The sequence below is a fragment of the Mesorhizobium sp. MC2-1-1 genome, from assembly GCF_057597255.1.
In genome coordinates this window covers 1,612,463-1,631,850 of record NZ_CP195205.1, presented here as the reverse complement: position 1 = coordinate 1,631,850, position 19,388 = coordinate 1,612,463, and the positions used below count along the sequence as shown (strand labels likewise).

Genomic DNA, 19,388 nt, shown 5'->3' with positions numbered 1-19,388 from the left:
ACGCATTGTGGCGATTATGCAACAAGTGTGGCCGGGACGAAAATCTTTCCCCCGTTCATTCACCAAACAGGGGCCAATCCGCTTGGCTGACGGCGGCGGTGCTACGGCTGCCTGGACGATTTGTAGACGTTGACGCCGAGCTCACGGATCTTCTTGCGCAGCGTGTTGCGGTTGAGCCCCAAAAGCTCCGCGGCCTTGATCTGGTTGCCGCGCGTCGCGGTCATCGATGCCAGCACCAGCGGATACTCGACCTCGGCTAGAATGCGCTGGTAGAGCCCCGCCGGGGGCAATTCGCCGGCAAAAGAGGCGAAATAACGCTGCAGGAAATGCTCGACCGCCTGGCCGATCGACAGATCGTCGGGGATGAGCGCGCCGCCGTCCGGCACGACCGGCCTGTCGCCGGTCTTGAGTTCGGATTCGATGATCTCCGAAGAAATCTCGTCCTGCGAGTATAGGGCGGCCAGCCGGCGTACCAGGTTTTCCAGCTCGCGCACATTGCCCGGCCAGGGATAGCGCTTCATGAGCTCGATGCCACCGGACGAGATGCGCTTGGTCTGCAGGCCCTCGCTGGCCCCTTGCTTGAAGAAGTGCCGCACCAGATCAGGGATGTCCTCGGAACGCTCGCGCAGCGCCGGCAGCCTCAGCGGGACGACATTGAGGCGATAGAACAGATCTTCCCGGAAGAGGCCCTGGTTGATCAGCGTGCGCAGGTCCTTGTTGGTGGCCGCGACGATACGCACGTCGGTCTTGATCGGCGTGCGGCCGCCGACCGTCGTGTATTCACCTTGCTGCAGCACGCGCAGCAGACGGGTCTGCGCTTCCATCGGCATGTCGCCGATCTCATCGAGGAACAGCGTGCCACCCTCGGCCTGCTCGAAACGGCCGCTGGAGCGGTTCTGGGCGCCGGTGAAGGCGCCCTTCTCGTGGCCGAACAGTTCCGATTCGATCAGGTCGCGCGGGATCGCCGCCATGTTGATGGCCACGAACGGGCCGCCCCGGCGGCGGCCATATTCATGCAGCGCCCTCGCCACCAGTTCCTTGCCGGTTCCGGATTCGCCGCTGATCATGACCGTGAGGTCGGTCTGCATCATGCGCGCCAGCATGCGGTAGATGTCCTGCATTGCGGCGGAGCGGCCAACCAGTGGCATCGTTTCCGGCTGATCTTCGGCGCGGGCGTCGAGGTTTGGCCGCTTCGGCTCGGACAGCGCCCGGTTGACGATGTTGAGCAACTCCGTCAGATCGAACGGTTTGGGCAGGTATTCATAGGCGCCGGTCTCGGACGCGCGGATGGCGGTCATGAATGTGTTCTGAGCGCTCATGACGATGACCGGCAGTTCGGGCCGCGCCTTCTTGATGCGCGGCAACATGTCGAACGCGTTCTCGTCCGGCATAACCACATCGGTTATCACGAGATCGCCTTCGCCTGCCGCCACCCAGCGCCACAGCGTCGAGGCGTTCGAGGTCACACGCACCTCGTGGCCGACCCGCGACAGCGCCTGGTTAAGCACGGTCCGGATCGCCGCATCGTCGTCGGCGACCAGAATATTGCCGCGAACGCTCATTTGCGGTCTCCTTCAGTTGCATCGCCCGAGCTTGGCGAAGTCTCCTTCCAGGCCGGCATCAGTACGCGGAAAGTGGTCCCGCGCGGCGTCGAATCGCACTCGATGATGCCGCCATGTTCGCCGACAATCTTAGCGACCAAAGCCAGACCGAGGCCCGAACCGTTCGGCTTGGTGGTGATGAAAGGATCGAACAGGATCGGCAGGATGTCCTCGGAAACACCTGGGCCGTTGTCGTGCACGCAGAATTCCAGCGGCAGCGAGACGCGGTCTTGCGTTCCAGGCACGGAAACACGGATGCCCGGACGGAAGGCCGTCGAGAGCATGATCTCACCCTGCGGATCGGCGCCAATCGCCTCGGCGGCGTTCTTCACCAGGTTGAGGAACACCTGGATCAGTTGGTCGCGGTTGGCGAAGACCGGAGGCAACGATGGATCATATTCCTCCAGGATCTTGATTCGTCTGGCAAAACCGTTCTTGGCGATCGCCTTAACGTGATCGAGCACGACATGGATGTTGACCGGATAGCGCTCGATCGGCCTCTCATCGGAAAACACTTCCATGCGATCGACCAGCGAGACGATTCGGTCGGTCTCATCGGTGATCAAGCGCGTGAGAGCGCGATCCTCGTCGGAGGCGGAAAGTTCAAGCAACTGAGCGGCACCACGAATGCCGGAGAGCGGGTTCTTGATCTCATGCGCCAGCATGGCGGCCAGACCGGTGACGGAGCGTGCGGCCCCGCGATGAGTCATCTGGCGATCGATCTTGTCGGCCATTGACCGTTCCTGGAACATGACGACGACGGAGCCCGGAAACTCGGGCACCGGCGCGACATAGAGATCGACCATCTTCTCGATGCCGAGGCGCGGTGACGACACGTCGACGCGGTATTCGTTGACCGGCGCGCGGCGCTCGCGCACCTGGTCGACCAGCGTCAGCAGAGGGCTGCCGAACGGCACCAGTTTGGAGAGCGTGTTGCGTGCGAGCATGGTCGCGCTGGAGCGGAAAAAGTCCTCGGCATCCGCGTTGGCAAAAGTGATGAAGCCGTCGGCATCGACCATGATCACCGGACGGCGGATGGTGTTGAGGACGATGCTGGCGGCGTCCGCCACCTGCTGCGGGACACTGGCCTTCATGCCACGCTCCGCAGGCCGATCGATGTCGAGTTCTCGGCGAACGCGCGACGCAATTCGGCAACGACTTCTCGCGGCTCGAAGGAGGTGAGAATGCGTTTGCGCCGCTCGGTGCTGACAATTGGAGAATGGCGGTCGAGGTACCAGCCGAGGTGCTTGCGCGCCTGGCGCAGGCCGCTTTCAACGCCATAGAGCGAGAGCATGTCCTCGTAATGTGCGACGACGTAATCGGCGAGCGCTTCCGGCGCTTGCGCAGTATGCTGCGCGCGAGCGCCGGCCGCGGCCGTCGCGATGGCGCCGGCAGTCCACGGGGCGCCGTAATGCGCGCGGCCGATCATCACTGCGTCGGCACCCGACTGTTCGAGGATCGTAGCCGCTTCTTCCGGCGAACCGACATCACCATTGGCCACCACTGGGATCGAGACCGCATCCTTGACGCGTGCGATCGCGCGCCAATCCGCCCTGCCCTGGTAGAACTGGCAGCGCGTGCGGCCGTGCACGGTCACCATCCTGACGCCGGCCTCTTCGGCGCGGCGCGCAAGCATCGGCGCGTTGAGCGCGCTTTCATCCCAGCCGAGCCGCATCTTGACCGTGACCGGAACCGAGACAGCGCTCACCACCGCCTCGATCAGCGACAGCGCATGGTCGAGATCGCGCATCAGCGCCGAGCCGGCATAGCCGCCGGTCACCTTCTTCGCCGGACAACCCATGTTGATGTCTATGATATCGGCGCCCTCGCCCGCCGCGATTCGTGCTCCCTCGCCCATATGGACGGCTTCGCGGCCGGCCAGCTGCACCATATGTACCGGCAGGCCGGAATGGCGTATACGCAGGCCGCAGCCGGCCCTGCCCTTGGCCAGTTCGCCGCTTGCCACCATTTCCGACACGACCAGTCCAGCGCCATGCGCATGGGCCCGCTGCCGGAACGGCTCGTCGGTGATGCCCGACATCGGCGCGAGGAAGACGCGATTGCGAATTCTCATGCCGCCGACGTCAAGTGGCGATGCCAATGTGGTCAGTTCAGCCATGCACAAAAACCAAGCACGTTCAATCGTTGCACATTCTCTAGCCAGAACTATGGCGTTGTGCAACGCGCAATGACGTCACATTAAGGCGCATTTTGGAAAATGCTGGCCTTCGGCCATCACCCCGACTAGAGCAATTCCAGGAAAAGTGCGCAGCGGTTTTCCGTCCGGCATTGCGTAAAAAAAGAATTAGAGCAGGGCAGCGATTTCATTAGATGCTGAACCGCTCCAGGACCGATCGGAATGAGCGAGGCAAGCGAAAAGCAGGCATCCGGCCAGGGCGGCGGGATCGGGGTGGTGATCGTCGCCGCCGGCCGAGGCGCGCGCGCCGGACAGGCAGACGGTCCGAAGCAATATCAGCGCATCGGCGGCCGTGCCGTTATTGCCCATACGCTGGATATCTTTCTGTCGCATCCGATGATAGGGCCGGTCGTCGTCGCGATCCATGCCGACGACGCCGAGCTTTTGCAGCGCGCGGCGGGAGCGCACGCCGAACGTCTCATAACCGTTATCGGCGGCCCGTCCCGCCAGGCCTCCGTCCGGCTCGGCCTGCTGGCGCTGAGGGACCAGGCACCCGAAAAGGTGCTCGTCCATGACGCCGTGCGCCCGTTCGTCGATGCCGGCTTGATCGACCGCACCATCGAGGCTATCGGCGAGCGCCACGGCGCGCTGCCGGCGCTCCCCGTCGCCGATACGCTGAAGCGGGAATCCGCCACCGGCATGATCGACGAGACGGTATCGAGAGCGGGCCTTCACGCGGCGCAGACGCCGCAGGGTTTTCCGTTCTGGCCGCTGCTCGCCGCGCATGAGAAGGCCCATCATCTGGGCAAGAGGGAATTTACCGACGACGCGGCGATCGCCGAATGGGCACAGATACCGGTCAAGATCGTTCCTGGTTCGCCGGACAACGTCAAACTCACCTGGGCAAGGGACATCGCATTGGCCGACCAGCGGCTCTCGAGCGCGCAGCAGCGCTTCCCGGACATACGCACCGGCAATGGCTACGACGTGCATGCGTTCGAGCCGGGCGACCACGTCACGCTCTGTGGCGTCGCCATTCCCTACGAGCGGAAACTCTCCGGCCACTCCGACGCCGATGTCGGGTTGCATGCGCTGACCGATGCCCTGCTCGCCACCTGCGGCGCTGGCGACATCGGCACGCATTTCCCCCCATCGGATCCGCAATGGAAGGGCGCGGCCTCGAGGATCTTCGTCGAGCACGCCGCGAAGCTGGTGCGCGCGCGCGGCGGCCGCATCGCCAATGCCGACATCACGCTGATCTGTGAGGCGCCGCGCGTCGGGCCGCATCGCGCGGCTATGACGGAAGCGCTTTCGGCCATGCTCGGCATTGCCCCAGAGCGCATTTCGATCAAGGCCACGACCAACGAGAAGCTCGGCTTTGTCGGGCGCGGCGAGGGCATCGCTGCGATCGCCACCGCCAGCGTCGTCTATCCGGGAGAGGTGCCGGCATGAGCAACGCCGAACTCGCCATCGCTTTGCTGCAGGCCTGCCAAGAGCGCGGGATCATGCTGGCGACGGCCGAAAGCTGCACCGGCGGCCTGATCATCGCCGCGCTCACCGACATCGCCGGGTCTTCCGCCGTGGTCGATCGCGGCTTCATCACCTATTCCAACGAAGCCAAGATGGAGATGCTCGGCGTTTCGGCCGCCACGCTGGACGCCCATGGCGCGGTCTCGCGCGAGACGGTGCTGGAGATGGCCGCGGGCGCGTTGGCGCATTCACAAGCCAGCCTCTCGCTTGCCGTCACCGGCATCGCCGGCCCGAGCGGCGGTTCGGAGGACAAGCCGGTCGGCCTTGTCTGGTTTGGGATAGCGCTTGCCGGTCAACCGATTGTCGCCGAACAGCAATTGTTCGGCCAGAAGGGCCGCGAATTCATCCGGCACGAAACTGTGCGGCACGCGCTGCAACTCGGGTTGCGGGCGCTTGGTCAGGCCGGATGAGGATCAGGCGGGCTTTGCGCCATAGATGACATCGGCGCGCTTCTCGAAGGCTTCCGAGAACATGCGGAAGGCACGGTCGAACATCGTGCCCATCACGGCGCCCAGGATGCGGCTCTTGAACTCGTAGTCGATGAAGAAATGCACCTCGCAGCCGCTGCCGGCGGCATCGAAGCGCCAGATATTGCTGAGATATTTGAACGGTCCGTCGATGTATTTGACGTCGATGGCATGTTCGGCTGGATTGAGAAGGACCTGCGTCGTGAAGGTCTCGCGAATTGCCTTGTAGCCGATGCTCATATCCGCAACCAGGATGGCGCGGCCGTCACGGTCCTTGCGCGAGCGTATGGTGAGCGATTCACAGAGCGGCAGGAATTGCGGGTAGGCCTCGATGTCCGCAACCAGCGCGAACATCTCTTCCGGTGTATGCGCGACGCGGCGTGTCGCCTCGAATTTCGGCATTGAAAGTCAGCGGGCCCTGTCGAGCTGCGCTTCGCGCGCCGCGCGCAGCCTTGCGAAATCCTCGCCGGCATGGTGCGAGGAGCGCGTCAACGGGCTCGACGCCATCAAAAGGAAGCCCTTGGTCTTGCCGACCGTTTCGTAGGATTTGAATTCGTCCGGCGGAATGAATCGGATCACCGGGTGATGTTTCTTCGACGGCTGCAGATACTGGCCGATGGTCATGAAGTCGACATTGGCCGAGCGCAGATCGTCCATCAACTGCAGCACCTCGTTCCGCTCTTCGCCGAGGCCGACCATGATGCCGGATTTGGTGAAGATCGACGGGTCGAGTTCCTTGACCCGCTGCAAGAGCCGAATCGAATGGAAATAGCGCGCGCCGGGTCGGACCGTCAGATAGTTCGACGGCACGGTTTCGAGATTGTGGTTGAAGACGTCGGGTTTGGCCGCGACGACGATCTCCAGCGCGCCGTCCTTGCGCAGAAAGTCGGGCGTCAGGATCTCGATCGTCGTCGAAGGCGTGGCCGCGCGGATGGCGCGGATGACGTCGGCGAAATGCTGCGCGCCGCCATCGGCAAGGTCGTCGCGGTCGACCGACGTGATGACGACGTGGCTCAGCCCCATCTGCTTGACGGCATGCGCCACACGCGCCGGCTCATCCGGATCGAGGGCGGTCGGGATGCCCGTCGCGACATTGCAGAAGGCGCAGGCCCGCGTGCAGATCTCGCCCATGATCATGAAGGTGGCGTGCTTCTTGTCCCAGCACTCGCCGATATTGGGGCAGCCGGCCTCCTCGCATACGGTCACCAGCTTGTGCGACTTCACGATCTCGCGCGTTTCGGAATAGCCCTTGGAGACCGGCGCCTTGACGCGGATCCAGTCGGGCTTGCGCAGCACCTCCTGGTCGGGGCGATGCGCCTTCTCGGGATGCCGCGGGCGCGGCCGGTTGGCTAGCGTGTCTACGACTGTGACCATCTTAAATCCTTCGCGGCCGCGATTTCGGCGGCCGCCTGTCAATCGTCATCTAAGACTTTTCCAGGCAAAGAAAAAGGCCGCGTCGGCGCATGCCGACACGGCCGTTTTCGCATATCGGCTTTCTATCAGCGACGCATTCGCGCGCCTTAGCGGCGAACAAGCCGCCCGACGAAGATCAGCAGGCAGGCGCCGATGAAACCGGTGATCAGGTAAGCCACCCAGCCGGCGCCAAAGGACTGGATGTTGAGCGCCTGCAAGATGGCGTTCAGCACCACGGCCCCGACGATGCCCATGATGATGTTCATGACGATGCCGGTGTTGCTCTTCATGACCATCTCGGCGAACCAGCCCGCCAGACCGCCAACGATGATGGCTGTGATCCAGCCGACGCCATTCATATGCATGTGCCAATTCCTCCTCGATCAGGTGAAAATGCATCCGGATACGAACTGCATTGCCGTCAGCTTTCTCCGGCTGCCGCGTGTGAGTCTCGCCCGACCAATTTAGCACGGATTGGCCGTCTATCACCGACTGGCGATCTAACACCGATTAGTGACTTCTCATGCGTTCAAAGCGCGGCCATAGGCGTCGAGCACGCTCTCCTTCATCATCTCCGACAGCGTCGGATGCGGGAAGATCGTGTGCATCAGCTCTTCCTCAGTGGTCTCAAGGTTCATCGCCACGACAAAGCCCTGGATGAGCTCGGTCACCTCGGCGCCGACCATGTGGGCACCGAGGAGCTGCCCGGTCTTCTTGTCGAAGATCGTCTTGACGAAGCCCTGATCCTCGCCGAGCGCGATCGCCTTGCCGTTGGCGCTGAACGGGAAGCGGCCAACGCGTATGTCCTTGCCTTCGGCCTTGGCCTTGGCTTCCGTCAGGCCGACGGAGGCGACCTGCGGGCTGCAATAGGTGCAGCCGGGGATCTTCAGCTTGTCGATCGCGTGCACGCCGGGGAAATTGGCGATCTTCTCGATGCAGACAACGCCTTCATGCTCGGCCTTGTGGGCGAGCATCGGCGGGCCGGCAACGTCGCCGATGGCGTAGATGCCCGGCACATTGGTCTTGCCATAGCCGTCGACGACCACGCAGCCGCGATCGGTCTTCACGCCAAGCGCCTCCAGGCCGAGATTTTCGATGTTGCCCTGCACGCCGACGGCCGAGATCATGCGGTCGGCGGTGATCTTCTCGACCTTGCCGTCCTTCATCTCGACATGCGCGGTGACCGAATTGGCGCCCTTTTCGACCTTGGTTACCTTGGCTTCGAGGATGATCTTCATGCCCTGTTTCTCGAACTGCTTCTGCGCGAATTTCGAGACCTCGGCATCCTCGACAGGCATGACCGCCGGCATCAGCTCGACCACCGTTACGTCGGCGCCCATAGTGCGGTAGAAGGAGGCGAATTCGATGCCGATGGCGCCAGAGCCCATCACCAGCAGCGACTTCGGCATTTCCTTCGGCACCATCGCCTCGAAATATGTCCAGATCAGCTTGCCGTCCGGCTCGATGCCGGGCAGCGCGCGCGGCCTGGCGCCGGTCGCCAGGATGATGTGCTTGGCGGTGTAGGTGCCCTCGCCCTTGACGCCTTTCGGCACCGGCGGCTGAGGTTCCATCGCTTTCTTGGTCGTTTTTGAAACCACAACCTCGCCGGGCTTCGAGAGCTTCGCTTCGCCCCAGATGACATCGACCTTGTTCTTCTTCATCAGGAAGCCGACGCCGGTGTTGAGCCTCAGCGACACTTTTCGGGAGCGGTCGACCACAGCGGCCGTGTCGGGGCTGACCTTGCCGCCTTCCAGCTTCAGGCCGTAGTCCTTGAGATGGTCCGAATAATGCATGATCTCGGCCGAGCGCAGCAACGCTTTGGTCGGTATGCAGCCCCAGTTCAGGCAGATGCCGCCCAGATGCTCGCGCTCGACGATCGCGGTCTTGAAGCCGAGCTGGGCGGAGCGCACCGCCGTGACATACCCGCCGGGGCCTGAGCCGATGATGATGACGTCGTAGGATTCAGCCACGGGTTTCTCCCTGATCTTTCTGAGGGTTAGTTAGAGTGAGAGCATCACGCGCACGAGCGGCGCCAGCGCCTTCCCGATACTTCGCGTGTTCTCGGCATCGAGATGGACGCCGTCGAGGGGCGTCGTTGTGGCGACGCTGCCGGCGTCGAAGAAACCGCAACCTGCCTCGTCGGCGAGCGCGGAATATTGCGGCGCCAGACGCTTCGAGGCGTCATCGCCGCCAGCGAACATTTCCTTGAATTCGGCATTGTCGGTGCGCGTGACCACCGGTGGAGCGACGATCAGGATCTGCGGCGCATCCCAGTCGAACGGATAGTCATGGCCGCGCACGATATCGATCAGGCGCTGCATCCCCTGCTTTGCGGCGACCGGATTGCCATGGATCCACGGCTTCATGTCGTTGGCGCCGAGCATGATGATGATCAGGTCGATGGGGGCATGGCTGGTCAGGATCGTCGGCAGGACGCGGGCGCCGTTGCGATCGGCGCCAGCCAGATGATCGTCGAAGGCCGTGGTGCGGCCATTGAGACCTTCGGCGATGACCTCGACATCGTCACCGAGCTCAGCCTGAAGCACGCTCGGCCAGCGGTTCTCCAGCGCATGTCGGCCGAGGCTTGCGGCGTCATAGCCCCAGGTCAGGGAGTCGCCATAGCAGAGAATTGTCTTCATGCTTTTGCCACCCCCTGCCAAATATCGTCATCGAACGCTTAAAGCCGCCAGTGCGGGATTCGCCGCCGGAAGAAAAGACGGCGAAAGGCTGGTGAAGACGTTCCACACCGCTTCTTTCCTTCCTACACCAGCATGCTCATCGGGTTTTCGATCATGCGCTTGAAGGCGCCCAGCAGTTCTGCGCCGAGCGCGCCGTCGACGGCTCGGTGATCGGTCGAGAGCGTCACCGACATCACTGTCGCAATCTTGATCTCGCCCTTCTTCACCACCGCCCGCTCCTCGCCCGCGCCGACCGCCAGGATCGTCGCATGCGGCGGGTTGATCACGGCGGCAAAGTCCTTGATGCCGAACATGCCCAGATTGGACACCGCCGTCGTGCCGCCCTGATACTCTTCCGGTTTCAGCTTGCGGCTCCTGGCGCGGCTGGCAAGGTCCTTCATCTCGTTGGAGATGACCGACAGCGTCTTTTCATCGGCATGGCGGATGATCGGCGTGATCAGACCGCCGGGGATCGACACGGCGACACCGACATCGGCATGCTTGTGCCTGACCATGGCGCTCTCGGTCCACGACGCGTTCGCATCGGGCACCGCCATCAGCGCCATCGCCATCGCCTTGATCACCATGTCGTTGACCGAGAGCTTGTAGGCAGGCGCCTCGCCCTTGTCGGTCTTCCTCATTGGGGCTGCGGCATTGAGCTGCGTGCGAAGCGCAAGCAGCGCATCGAGCTCGCAATCGAGCGTCAGATAGAAATGCGGGATGGTGGACTTCGCCTCGACGAGGCGCCGCGCGATGGTCTTGCGCATGTTGTCATGCGGCACCAACTCGTAGGAGCCCTCAGCGAACAGCTTCAGCACCTGGTCATCCGACATAGGCTTGGGTGCGGGCGCAGGAGCGGCGGATGGAGCGCCAGCGGGCGCCTTTGCCGCCGGCGCGGCCTTGGCGCCGCCAGAGGAGATCGCTGCCTCGACGTCGACCTTCACAATGCGGCCGTGCGGGCCAGACCCAGTCAGCGCCGTGACGTCGACGCCGGCATCCTTGGCGATGCGGCGGGCCAGAGGCGATGCGAAGACGCGATCGCCAGAGGCGTGGCCGTTGGGGGCAGGAGCGGCCTCGACCTTCGTCGGCGTGGGCGCCGCGGCGGCCGGTGCCGGCTTGGGTGCTTCCTTGGGCGCCTCGGCCTTCGGGGCGTCCGCTTTCGGAGCTTCAGCTTTGGGCCCGGCGCTGCCACCGCTCTTGGCCACGGCGCCGGCATCCTCGCCCTCCCCGGCCAGGATGGCGATCAGCGCGTTGACCTTGACGCCTTCGGTGCCGGCCGGAACCACCAGCTTGGCGACGGTGCCTTCGTCGACGGCTTCGACTTCCATCGTCGCCTTGTCGGTCTCGATCTCGGCGATCACGTCACCGGGCGAAACCTTATCGCCTTCCTTGACCAGCCATTTTGACAGGTTGCCCTCTTCCATGGTCGGAGAAAGCGCCGGCATGGTGATGTTGATTGGCATTTTTCCTCCTCAGTTCCGCCCGGTCAGCGAACGGTGCTGGATATTGAATTGCTCCGACATTCTGCCACGGTAGCCGTCTTCCAATGCCTGAAGCGTCTCGATTTCAGGGATGCCATCGTTCTCCAGTCTCATCTTGGCTATGTGCATACCGACATCAGCGAGCACCATGCCCCAGTTGTGAGCGTTTGGACCGAAGACGTCTTGCATCGTGACGACCGCGTCCGCACCAATCCAGATGCGGAGTATTTCAACGAACTCGCGATTCTCAACGACTAACGCGGGAACCTCGAGTTCGCGAACCATCTTGTTACCCCCGGTACGTCACAGCTTTGACCGCTTCGACGACTTCACCAACATTGGGCAACGCCAGCTTCTCGAGGTTCGCCGCGTAAGGCATCGGAACGTCCTTGCCAGCAATGGTGATGACCGGCGCGTCGAGAAAATCGAATGCGCGCTGCGAGACCTGATTGGCGATATGGTCTCCGACCGAGTTCTGCGGGAAGCCCTCCTCGACCACCACGAGGCGGTTGGTCTTCCTGACCGAGGCGATGATGGTGTCGAAGTCGAGCGGGCGGATCGTCCTCAAATCGATGATCTCGGCATCGATGCCCATGCCGCGCAACTCCGCCTCGGCCTTGACCGCATAAGTCATGCCGATGCCGAAGGAGACGATGGTGACATCCTTGCCCTGCTTGTGGATACGCGCCTTGCCGATCGGCAGCACAAAATCATCGAGCTTCGGCACGTCGAAGGAATGGCCGTAGAGTATTTCGTTCTCGAGAAAGATGACCGGGTTCGGATCGCGGATCGCCGCCTTGAGCAGGCCCTTGGCGTCGGCGGCCGTGTAAGGCATCACCACCTTCAGGCCCGGGATGTGGCTATACCAGGCGGCATAGCATTGCGAGTGCTGGGCGGCGACGCGGGCGGCCGCGCCGTTGGGGCCACGGAAGACGATCGGCGCGCCCATCTGGCCACCGGACATATAGAGCGTCTTGGCGGCCGAGTTGATGATCTGGTCGATCGCCTGCATGGCGAAATTGAAGGTCATGAATTCGACGATGGGCTTCAGCCCGGCCATGGCAGCGCCGACGCCGACGCCCGCGAAGCCGTGCTCGGTGATGGGCGTGTCGACCACGCGCCGGGGTCCGAACTCCTGCAGCAACCCTTGAGTGATCTTGTAGGCGCCCTGGTACTCTGCGACTTCCTCGCCCATCACGAAGACATCGCCATCGCGGCGCATTTCCTCGGCCATGGCGTCGCGGAGCGCTTCGCGCACCGTGGTGGAAACCATCTCGGTGCCAGCGGGAATATCCGGGTCGGCGGCAATTTCGATCTTCGGAGCAGCGGCGACCGGAGCGGGCTTGGGGGCGGCTGCGGACTGGTCAGCAGCAGCCGGCGCCTCGGCCTTTGCCGGGGCTTCCGCCTTGGTAGGCGCAGCCGCCTTGCCGACATCGGAAGCACTTTCGCCTTCCTGCAGCAGCACGGCGATTGGCGTGTTGACCTTAACACCTTCTGACCCGGCGGCGACCAGGATCTTGCCCAGTATGCCTTCGTCGACGGCTTCGACTTCCATTGTCGCCTTGTCGGTCTCGATCTCGGCGATGACATCGCCGGCGACGATCTTGTCGCCTTCGTTCTTCAGCCATTTCGACAGATTGCCCTCTTCCATCGTCGGCGAGAGCGCGGGCATGAGAATTTCGATCGGCATGTCCTTGCCCTCTCCTTAGAGTACGATGTCGGTCCAGAGCTCGGACGGATCCGGCTCGGCGTCGTTCTGGGCGAATTCGGCGGCGTCGGCGACGATGTCGCGGACTTCCTTGTCGATGGCCTTGAGCTCGTCCTCGCTTGCCCACTTCTTGTCGAGCAACCGCACCCGAACCTGCTCGATCGGGTCATGCTCGGAGCGCATCTTCTGCACTTCCTCCTTGGAGCGATACTTCGCCGGATCGGACATCGAGTGGCCGCGATAGCGGTAGGTCTGCATCTCCAGGATCAGCGGCCCGTTGCCGGCGCGGCACCATTCGGTGGCGAGATCGGCGGCCGACTTCACGGCGCGGACGTCCATGCCATCAACCTGGATGCCCGGAATCTTGAAGGATGCGCCGCGATGCGAGAAGTCGGTCTCGGCCGACGAACGCGACACGGACGTTCCCATGGCGTAGCGATTGTTCTCGATGACGTAGATCACCGGCAGCTTCCACAGCGAGGCCATGTTGAAGCTCTCGTAGACTTGGCCCTGGTTTGCGGCGCCGTCGCCGAAATAGGTCAGCGAAACGTTCTTGTTTTCGCGGTAGCGGTTGGCGAAGGCGAGACCGGTGCCGAGCGACACCTGAGCGCCGACGATGCCGTGGCCGCCGTAGAAATGCTTCTCCTTGGAGAACATGTGCATGGAGCCGCCCTTGCCCTTCGACAGGCCTCCGCGGCGGCCCGTGAGTTCGGCCATGACGCCGCGCGGCGACAGGTCCATCGCCAGCATGTGGCCGTGGTCGCGATAGGCGGTGATCATCTGGTCGCCCTCGACCAGCGCCATCTTCATGCCGGTGACGACGGCCTCCTGGCCGATATAGAGGTGGCAGAAGCCGCCGATGAAGCCCATGCCGTAAAGCTGGCCTGCCTTCTCCTCGAAGCGGCGGATCAAGAGCATGTGCCGGTAGGCGGAAAGCTCTTCTTCCTTTGTGAAATCAGCGGGCTTGGGTGCTGACAGATTGGGCTGTTTGTCGGATCTGGATTTGGCGGGCGCTTTTTTGGCGGCGGTGGCCATGCGTCACTCCCTGCTGGCGTCTCTTCGCGGACATTCAGGGAGATCGATCGCCTCCCCACCGATTTGCAGGAAGCTAACACGCAAGCATGCATTGCGCCATGCCGAAAAATGCATGGCTGGCATGCATCTAAGCGATTAGAATCATTGCGAATAACGACGATTAACCGAATTTCGGTTATTTCGTCGAGGCGGGCAACATAATGGTGATTTCGTCAGGCTGGGACAAATTGAGCGCCTTTCGGGCCTGCTCGTCAAGCATATCCTTCTCCAGTGTGCCTTCGTGCATCAGCTGCACGCGGCGCTCGAAGTCGATCCGGCGCGCCTTCACGGCATCGAGCTGGGCCTGCAACTCGACCTTTTGGGCTTCAAGCCGGTATTTGGAGTAGATGCCAAATTCGCCGTGATAGGCGTGGAAGCCGAAATAGGACAGGAAGAGCACGCACAGCGAGGGGATGATCAGCCTGCCGGTGTTTCTCTGCTTGTGCTGACGTGTCCACATGAACCGAACCCTCGCGGCCGCGAACGCAAGCGGCCATGAGTCCTATTTCGCCCGATTGTGCTTAATGGACGGTTACGGGCGACGGGTCCGGGACCGCCGGAAATCAAAAAGGGCGGGAACGCCCGCCCTTTTCCGATTGTCCGAATGGACTTTATCAGCCTTTGACCACCGACTTGCCGGCGTAGCGCGCCTGCTTGCCGAGCTCCTCCTCGATACGGATGAGCTGGTTGTATTTGGCCATGCGATCGGAGCGCGACAGTGAGCCGGTCTTGATCTGACCGCAATTGGTGGCGACGGCGAGGTCGGCAATGGTCGAATCCTCGGTCTCGCCCGAGCGGTGCGACATGACGGCGGTGTAGCCGGCCTTGTGCGCGGTCTCGACAGCGTCGAGCGTCTCGGTCAGAGAGCCGATCTGGTTGACCTTGACCAGGATCGAATTGGCGATGCCCATGCGGATGCCATCGCGCAACCGCGCCGTGTTGGTGACGAACAGGTCGTCGCCCACGAGCTGGGCCTTCTTGCCGATCAGGTCGGTCAGATATTTCCAGCCTTCCCAGTCGTCCTCGGCAAGGCCGTCCTCGATGGTGATGATCGGATAGTCGGAAGCGAGCTTGGCGAGGTATCTGGCCTGCGCCTTCGGGTCACGCGTCTTCCTTTCGCCCTCATAGACATAGTTGCCGTCCTTGAAGAACTCGGTCGCGGCGCAGTCGAGCCCTAGCGCCACGTCCTCGCCCGGCTTGAAGCCGGCCTTCTCGATCGATTCCATGATGAAGTCGAGAGCCGACGGCGCGCTCTTCAGGTTGGGGGCGAAGCCGCCCTCGTCGCCGACGTTGGTATTATGGCCGGCATCCTTGAGCTTTTTCCTTAGCGTATGGAAGATCTCCGACCCCCAGCGCACGCCGTCGCGCAACGTGGGAGCGCCGACGGGCAGGATCATGAACTCCTGAAAGTCGATCGGGTTGTCGGCATGCGCGCCGCCGTTGATAATGTTCATCATCGGCACCGGCAGCACATGCGCGTTGGCGCCGCCGACATAACGGTAAAGCGGCAGGCCCGCGGCTTCAGCCGCGGCCTTGGCGACAGCGAGCGACACGCCGAGGATGGCGTTGGCGCCGAGGCGGCTCTTGTTCGGCGTGCCGTCGAGCTCGATCATCGTCCGATCGATATGGATCTGGTTCTCGGCCTCCATGCCCCCGATCGCCTCGAACAGCTCGCCGTTCACCGCCTCGACTGCGCGCTGGACGCCCTTGCCTAGATAGCGCGGCCCGCCGTCACGCAGTTCGACGGCCTCATGTGCGCCGGTCGATGCGCCCGACGGCACCGCCGCGCGGCCCATTGAGCCGTCCTCCAGCACCACATCGACCTCGACGGTCGGATTGCCACGGCTGTCCAGGATCTCACGCCCGACGATGTCGATGATGGCGGTCATGTGCGATGTCCCCGATTGATCGATTGAAACGTCGCGCCCGTCTTAGCCAAAGCGGGGCAAAAGGCAATCGGCGGGGCAGCAATTATTGCCGCAGGCCGGACTCACGAAGCGCAAATTTCTGTCATCATAAGTCATGCACGTCGCGCGGCCTTCTCATCTATGTTCACGTTCGCGCGGGGCGAAACAGGAGGAGTTTCGCCATGTCCCAGTTGAGCGGTATCGTGAGTTTGTTCCTGATCGCGGCGGCGTTCCTGACGTCATGCGACGATCGGAAATCCCAGCAGAGCTCGGTGGAAATATCGACCTCCGCAACGGCTCGGTAGTTAAAAGCGCGCAAGGCCCCGGTTCTCGCCGGGGCCTTGCGCTTTCAGCGGGTCGATCAAGCGGTCAATGCCAATACGGCTTAACATCGTAATACTGGAATGAAGCGTCGCGAGCGGCTTCGCCGTCGGCGCCAGTCAATTCTTTGATCGAATAGGCCGGCGCAGCCTTGAGTTGCTCCTTGGTGAAGGGCACAACGTAGCCGCCTTTGTCCTCATCATAATCGAGGGCCGCCCAAGGGATGGCGTGGTACTTCTCTCCCATGCCGAGGAAGCCGCCGAAGCCGATAACGGCGAACATGATGCCGTTCGACATCTTGTCCAGCATGACATCCTCGATGCTGCCTATACTGCTGCCTTCGGTGTTGTAGACCGATGTGCCGATGACGCGCGACGCGGCAATGGCTTCAGTGTGCCCGGACGGTGTGGTCATGGTGGTGCTCCTCTTTGTCGTTGCGATACGTTCACAATGAGGGGCTGGGACGAAAGTTCCGGCTTACTGTTCAGTTGTCGGCAAGAATGAGCGTCACTCTCATGTCGACTCGGTAGGGAGCGATTTTGCCGTGCACTCTTCTGGTCCTGGATCCGAGCGCCCTCTAGGTTCTTCAGGTCTTTCGGCGCGCGAGTCGCCCTTCTCCATCGCATCCTGAAAGCTTTTCTCGGACGATGGCGTGATTGCGGCGACGCCGGTAGCGTCGGCTCAATGCATCCAAGGCGGCGCAGGCTGGGGTGGGCCGCCGGATCAGTGCCCCTTGGCGATCCGGTCGAAGGCCATCAGCTTCTCCAGCAATGCCGGCATGTGCTTGAGAGGAACCATGTTGGGGCCATCCGACGACGTCGAATTGTCGGGGTCCTGATGGGTTTCGATGAACACACCGGCCACGCCGACTGCAACGGCCGCGCGCGCCAGTGTTTCGACAAAGCGCCGCTCGCCGCCCGACGAGCCACCCTGCCCGCCCGGCTGCTGCACGGAATGGGTAGCGTCGAAGATCACCGGAGCGCCCATCTCGGCCATGATCGGCAGCGCGCGCATATCCGAGACCAGCGTGTTGTAACCAAAGGAAACGCCGCGCTCGGTGGCGAGCACGTTCGCATTGCCGGAACCGGTGATCTTGGCGACGACGTTCTTCATGTCCCAAGGCGCGAGGAACTGGCCCTTCTTGACGTTGATGACCTTGCCGGTCCTGGCCGCGGCGACGAGCATGTCGGTCTGGCGCGACAGGAAGGCCGGAATCTGCAGGACATCGACATGCGGCGCGACAACAGCGCATTGTTCCTCGGTGTGAACGTCGGTCAGCACCGGAAGCCCGAATTCCTTGCGCAGATCGTCAAAAATCGGCATCGCGGCGTCGAGGCCGGCGCCGCGCGTCGCCGACAGCGAGGTGCGGTTGGCCTTGTCATAGCTGGTCTTGTAAACCAGGCCGATGCCAAGACGCTCCGTTAGTTCCTTCAGCGCGCCAGCCATGTCGAAAGCGTGCTGGCGCGATTCGAGCTGGCACGGACCGGCGATCAGCGACAGCGGCGCGTTGTTGGCGAAGACGACCTTGCCGACAGTTACCGATGAATTAGGCGCCAGGGGCTTGCTCATGGGATCTCCCGGAAGATGAAGGCGGCACCCTGCCCGGGCGCCGGCGCAACGACGATATCATCGCCGCTCATGTTGTGTTCGACAGCGCCGGCCGCAAGCGCGCGTGCGACTGGAGCTTTGTCGCGGACTGAGAAAACAATCGCCTCAAACCGCAATTGCGACGACGGCTTGGAGGCCACGCCGAAGCGCCGCAGGTAGGTTTCAGGCGTGACGACGCTCAGCATTGCGTTCGGCAGCCGCACCGCGTCGTTGCCCGCCCCCAACCCGGTGGCAATCGCGCCGGTCGCGATGGAGATCAGTCCGATCTGCGCGGAAGGCACTTCGCTGACCGCAACCACTTCGACGATGCCGGTCACGCCATTAGCATGTGCCTGCAGTGCAGTGCGATCGATCCTGGGCGGGTTGACGCGCTCGCAGGCGAAGAGGAAGGCGTCGGACGCCTCCTTGCCGGCCGCAAAAGCGAGCTTGAACGACGCCGTATCGCTCCTCCCGTTCGTATCGGTAAACACGCGTGAGAAACTCAACATGTCGCCCGCCGAAAACCCTGCTTCAACAAAGCGGGCTTGGTCGGCGTCGGCATTGCCGGTTCCAAGCACGACGGCTGAAAAACCATCATCGCCCAAGCGCTGACGATAAAGCCGGTCACGCGCTATGAACACGTTGCCGTCCGCAATCGCCTGATCCGTCGCCTGTTCATCCCCGACCGCCAGCGGCTCCAGATAAGTGCCGTCGGCGAAAAAGACGCAGGCGTTCTGCGTGCCGAAAGGATGAACGCCTGTCGGCGCCACGACAAAGCCGAGCGAGGCCAGACGCGATCGCACGGCATCGAGGCTCCGCGCCGGCAGCACGAGATGGTCGAGCGGATGAGCTGATTTGTCGATCATGACGGCGCGGTGTGCCCCATTCCGGCCGACGGTTCAAGAGCGTCGGCATTGTCGGGCGACGCCGCGCGCGGGCCGCGGCCCGTCCGTCCCCCGCGCGGCAGCTCCAAATTGCGCCGCGATGGATTGAGGGCGCGATGATCTCGTCGGCTGCCCGGAATGGCCTGGCGCCGCGCGCGATCTACCGGCGGCTTCGGGCATACTTGCCGGGTATTTCGACGGGCGCAGGCAAGGGCGCGAACTCGAGCGAGGCCTGGTCAGGCGGAATCAATGCTGGGGCGGCTCAGGCCGCGGCCACGACATCCGCCGAATAGCGTAGCTCGCGCAGCGGCTTCACCTTGTTGGTCGTATCCGAATAAATCGGATGGGCCTTGTAGGCGGCCAGGGCTGCCTCATCCTCGAACTCGGCGTAGACGACCACATCGATCGCGTTGGAGAATAAATCGACCTTGGTGTTGAGCGTCACCTCGAAATGCCTCGAATGTGGAATCGTGCCCAGCGCCAGCAGGCCCGAGCGCACAGCCTCGACATCCTCCTTGCGCCGCACACTGAAGAAAACGATGTGCCGGATCAAGCCAGTCTCCCTGATCGTCATTTCCGCGGCGTTTTTGTGGGAACAAT

20 protein-coding genes are annotated in these 19,388 nt (G+C 62.8%); 2 read left to right on the top strand and 18 right to left on the bottom strand.

The window, feature by feature from the left end:
- Nucleotides 1–101 precede the first annotated feature (101 nt).
- The 3 genes from ntrC to dusB are packed head-to-tail and all read right to left on the bottom strand — an operon-like array spanning nucleotide 102 to nucleotide 3,720.
- A complete protein-coding gene (ntrC, locus tag ACR64R_RS08270) occupies nucleotides 102–1,562 on the bottom strand; it encodes a nitrogen regulation protein NR(I) (RefSeq protein WP_487361163.1) in 1,461 nt (486 codons plus the stop codon).
- On the bottom strand, nucleotides 1,559–2,695 hold the full coding sequence (locus ACR64R_RS08265) for a two-component system sensor histidine kinase NtrB (RefSeq protein WP_487361162.1): 1,137 nt from the start codon (nucleotides 2,693–2,695) through the stop codon (nucleotides 1,559–1,561). Before ACR64R_RS08265 ends, ntrC begins: the two co-directional genes overlap by 4 nt.
- On the bottom strand, nucleotides 2,692–3,720 hold the full coding sequence (dusB, locus tag ACR64R_RS08260) for a tRNA dihydrouridine synthase DusB (RefSeq protein ID WP_487361161.1): 1,029 nt from the start codon (nucleotides 3,718–3,720) through the stop codon (nucleotides 2,692–2,694). The genes ACR64R_RS08265 and dusB overlap by 4 nt, the downstream gene beginning before the upstream one ends.
- A gap of 240 nt (nucleotides 3,721–3,960) precedes the next feature.
- Here dusB and ACR64R_RS08255 point away from each other — a divergent pair, with 240 nt between their 5' ends.
- Nucleotides 3,961–5,190, top strand: a complete 1,230-nt coding sequence (locus ACR64R_RS08255; protein ID WP_487361160.1) for a bifunctional 2-C-methyl-D-erythritol 4-phosphate cytidylyltransferase/2-C-methyl-D-erythritol 2,4-cyclodiphosphate synthase — start codon at nucleotides 3,961–3,963, stop codon at nucleotides 5,188–5,190.
- Entirely contained in the window at nucleotides 5,187–5,678 is a 492-nt protein-coding gene (locus tag ACR64R_RS08250) for a CinA family protein (RefSeq protein ID WP_487361159.1), read from the top strand. Before ACR64R_RS08255 ends, ACR64R_RS08250 begins: the two co-directional genes overlap by 4 nt.
- A 3-nt stretch (nucleotides 5,679–5,681) precedes the next feature.
- Here ACR64R_RS08250 and ACR64R_RS08245 read toward each other — a convergent pair whose 3' ends face one another.
- From ACR64R_RS08245 to ACR64R_RS08175, 15 genes are all read right to left on the bottom strand, one after another.
- Nucleotides 5,682–6,137 carry a type II toxin-antitoxin system RatA family toxin gene (locus tag ACR64R_RS08245; protein ID WP_487361158.1) on the bottom strand — a complete coding sequence of 152 codons (456 nt, stop codon included), beginning with the start codon at nucleotides 6,135–6,137 and terminating at the stop codon, nucleotides 5,682–5,684.
- Between the two features lie 6 nt (nucleotides 6,138–6,143).
- Nucleotides 6,144–7,109, bottom strand: coding sequence for a lipoyl synthase (gene lipA / locus ACR64R_RS08240; RefSeq protein WP_487361157.1), 966 nt, complete (start codon nucleotides 7,107–7,109; stop codon nucleotides 6,144–6,146).
- A 146-nt stretch (nucleotides 7,110–7,255) separates the two neighbouring features.
- A complete protein-coding gene (locus ACR64R_RS08235) occupies nucleotides 7,256–7,513 on the bottom strand; it encodes a GlsB/YeaQ/YmgE family stress response membrane protein (RefSeq protein ID WP_487361156.1) in 258 nt (85 codons plus the stop codon).
- Between the two features lie 156 nt (nucleotides 7,514–7,669).
- Entirely contained in the window at nucleotides 7,670–9,118 is a 1,449-nt protein-coding gene (gene lpdA / locus ACR64R_RS08230; protein ID WP_487361155.1) for a dihydrolipoyl dehydrogenase, read from the bottom strand.
- A 30-nt stretch (nucleotides 9,119–9,148) separates the two neighbouring features.
- Entirely contained in the window at nucleotides 9,149–9,787 is a 639-nt protein-coding gene (locus ACR64R_RS08225) for an SGNH/GDSL hydrolase family protein (protein ID WP_487361154.1), read from the bottom strand.
- Between the two features lie 122 nt (nucleotides 9,788–9,909).
- Nucleotides 9,910–11,289: a pyruvate dehydrogenase complex dihydrolipoamide acetyltransferase gene (locus ACR64R_RS08220; protein WP_487361153.1), complete on the bottom strand. Its 1,380-nt coding sequence runs from the start codon at nucleotides 11,287–11,289 to the stop codon at nucleotides 9,910–9,912.
- Between the two features lie 9 nt (nucleotides 11,290–11,298).
- Nucleotides 11,299–11,592, bottom strand: a complete 294-nt coding sequence (locus tag ACR64R_RS08215) for a DUF5076 domain-containing protein (RefSeq protein ID WP_487361152.1) — start codon at nucleotides 11,590–11,592, stop codon at nucleotides 11,299–11,301.
- A 4-nt stretch (nucleotides 11,593–11,596) separates the two neighbouring features.
- Nucleotides 11,597–12,997 (bottom strand): pyruvate dehydrogenase complex E1 component subunit beta, encoded by a 1,401-nt coding sequence (locus tag ACR64R_RS08210; protein ID WP_487361151.1) that lies wholly within the window; start codon nucleotides 12,995–12,997, stop codon nucleotides 11,597–11,599.
- A 15-nt stretch (nucleotides 12,998–13,012) separates the two neighbouring features.
- Entirely contained in the window at nucleotides 13,013–14,050 is a 1,038-nt protein-coding gene (pdhA, locus tag ACR64R_RS08205) for a pyruvate dehydrogenase (acetyl-transferring) E1 component subunit alpha (RefSeq protein ID WP_487361150.1), read from the bottom strand.
- A 175-nt stretch (nucleotides 14,051–14,225) separates the two neighbouring features.
- Complete coding sequence (locus ACR64R_RS08200) at nucleotides 14,226–14,549, bottom strand: FtsB family cell division protein (RefSeq protein WP_487361149.1); 324 nt, start codon at nucleotides 14,547–14,549, stop codon at nucleotides 14,226–14,228.
- Nucleotides 14,550–14,703: 154 nt separating this feature from the next.
- The gene (gene eno, locus ACR64R_RS08195) at nucleotides 14,704–15,978 is read right to left on the bottom strand and encodes a phosphopyruvate hydratase (protein WP_487361148.1); all 1,275 of its coding nucleotides are present in this window, start codon (nucleotides 15,976–15,978) and stop codon (nucleotides 14,704–14,706) included.
- Between the two features lie 387 nt (nucleotides 15,979–16,365).
- Nucleotides 16,366–16,731, bottom strand: coding sequence for a PRC-barrel domain-containing protein (locus tag ACR64R_RS08190; protein ID WP_487361147.1), 366 nt, complete (start codon nucleotides 16,729–16,731; stop codon nucleotides 16,366–16,368).
- A gap of 309 nt (nucleotides 16,732–17,040) precedes the next feature.
- Nucleotides 17,041–17,886, bottom strand: coding sequence for a 3-deoxy-8-phosphooctulonate synthase (gene kdsA, locus ACR64R_RS08185; protein ID WP_487361146.1), 846 nt, complete (start codon nucleotides 17,884–17,886; stop codon nucleotides 17,041–17,043).
- Nucleotides 17,883–18,770, bottom strand: coding sequence for a VOC family protein (locus tag ACR64R_RS08180; RefSeq protein WP_487361145.1), 888 nt, complete (start codon nucleotides 18,768–18,770; stop codon nucleotides 17,883–17,885). The genes kdsA and ACR64R_RS08180 overlap by 4 nt, the downstream gene beginning before the upstream one ends.
- A gap of 280 nt (nucleotides 18,771–19,050) precedes the next feature.
- The gene (locus ACR64R_RS08175) at nucleotides 19,051–19,341 is read right to left on the bottom strand and encodes a Dabb family protein (protein ID WP_487361144.1); all 291 of its coding nucleotides are present in this window, start codon (nucleotides 19,339–19,341) and stop codon (nucleotides 19,051–19,053) included.
- Between the last annotated feature and the right edge of the window lie 47 nt (nucleotides 19,342–19,388).

What these genes read in the sequence shown, in the direction of transcription:
- ntrC (WP_487361163.1), bottom strand. Translation starts at nt 1,562, where the DNA reads ATGAGCGTTCGCGGCAATATTCTGGTCGCCGACGACGATGCGGCGATC.
- ACR64R_RS08265 (WP_487361162.1), bottom strand. Translation starts at nt 2,695, where the DNA reads ATGAAGGCCAGTGTCCCGCAGCAGGTGGCGGACGCCGCCAGCATCGTC.
- dusB (WP_487361161.1), bottom strand. Translation starts at nt 3,720, where the DNA reads ATGGCTGAACTGACCACATTGGCATCGCCACTTGACGTCGGCGGCATG.
- ACR64R_RS08255 (WP_487361160.1), top strand. Translation starts at nt 3,961, where the DNA reads ATGAGCGAGGCAAGCGAAAAGCAGGCATCCGGCCAGGGCGGCGGGATC.
- ACR64R_RS08250 (WP_487361159.1), top strand. Translation starts at nt 5,187, where the DNA reads ATGAGCAACGCCGAACTCGCCATCGCTTTGCTGCAGGCCTGCCAAGAG.
- ACR64R_RS08245 (WP_487361158.1), bottom strand. Translation starts at nt 6,137, where the DNA reads ATGCCGAAATTCGAGGCGACACGCCGCGTCGCGCATACACCGGAAGAG.
- lipA (WP_487361157.1), bottom strand. Translation starts at nt 7,109, where the DNA reads ATGGTCACAGTCGTAGACACGCTAGCCAACCGGCCGCGCCCGCGGCAT.
- ACR64R_RS08235 (WP_487361156.1), bottom strand. Translation starts at nt 7,513, where the DNA reads ATGCATATGAATGGCGTCGGCTGGATCACAGCCATCATCGTTGGCGGT.
- ACR64R_RS08225 (WP_487361154.1), bottom strand. Translation starts at nt 9,787, where the DNA reads ATGAAGACAATTCTCTGCTATGGCGACTCCCTGACCTGGGGCTATGAC.
- ACR64R_RS08220 (WP_487361153.1), bottom strand. Translation starts at nt 11,289, where the DNA reads ATGCCAATCAACATCACCATGCCGGCGCTTTCTCCGACCATGGAAGAG.
- ACR64R_RS08215 (WP_487361152.1), bottom strand. Translation starts at nt 11,592, where the DNA reads ATGGTTCGCGAACTCGAGGTTCCCGCGTTAGTCGTTGAGAATCGCGAG.
- ACR64R_RS08210 (WP_487361151.1), bottom strand. Translation starts at nt 12,997, where the DNA reads ATGCCGATCGAAATTCTCATGCCCGCGCTCTCGCCGACGATGGAAGAG.
- pdhA (WP_487361150.1), bottom strand. Translation starts at nt 14,050, where the DNA reads ATGGCCACCGCCGCCAAAAAAGCGCCCGCCAAATCCAGATCCGACAAA.
- ACR64R_RS08200 (WP_487361149.1), bottom strand. Translation starts at nt 14,549, where the DNA reads ATGTGGACACGTCAGCACAAGCAGAGAAACACCGGCAGGCTGATCATC.
- eno (WP_487361148.1), bottom strand. Translation starts at nt 15,978, where the DNA reads ATGACCGCCATCATCGACATCGTCGGGCGTGAGATCCTGGACAGCCGT.
- ACR64R_RS08190 (WP_487361147.1), bottom strand. Translation starts at nt 16,731, where the DNA reads ATGACCACACCGTCCGGGCACACTGAAGCCATTGCCGCGTCGCGCGTC.
- kdsA (WP_487361146.1), bottom strand. Translation starts at nt 17,886, where the DNA reads ATGAGCAAGCCCCTGGCGCCTAATTCATCGGTAACTGTCGGCAAGGTC.
- ACR64R_RS08180 (WP_487361145.1), bottom strand. Translation starts at nt 18,770, where the DNA reads ATGATCGACAAATCAGCTCATCCGCTCGACCATCTCGTGCTGCCGGCG.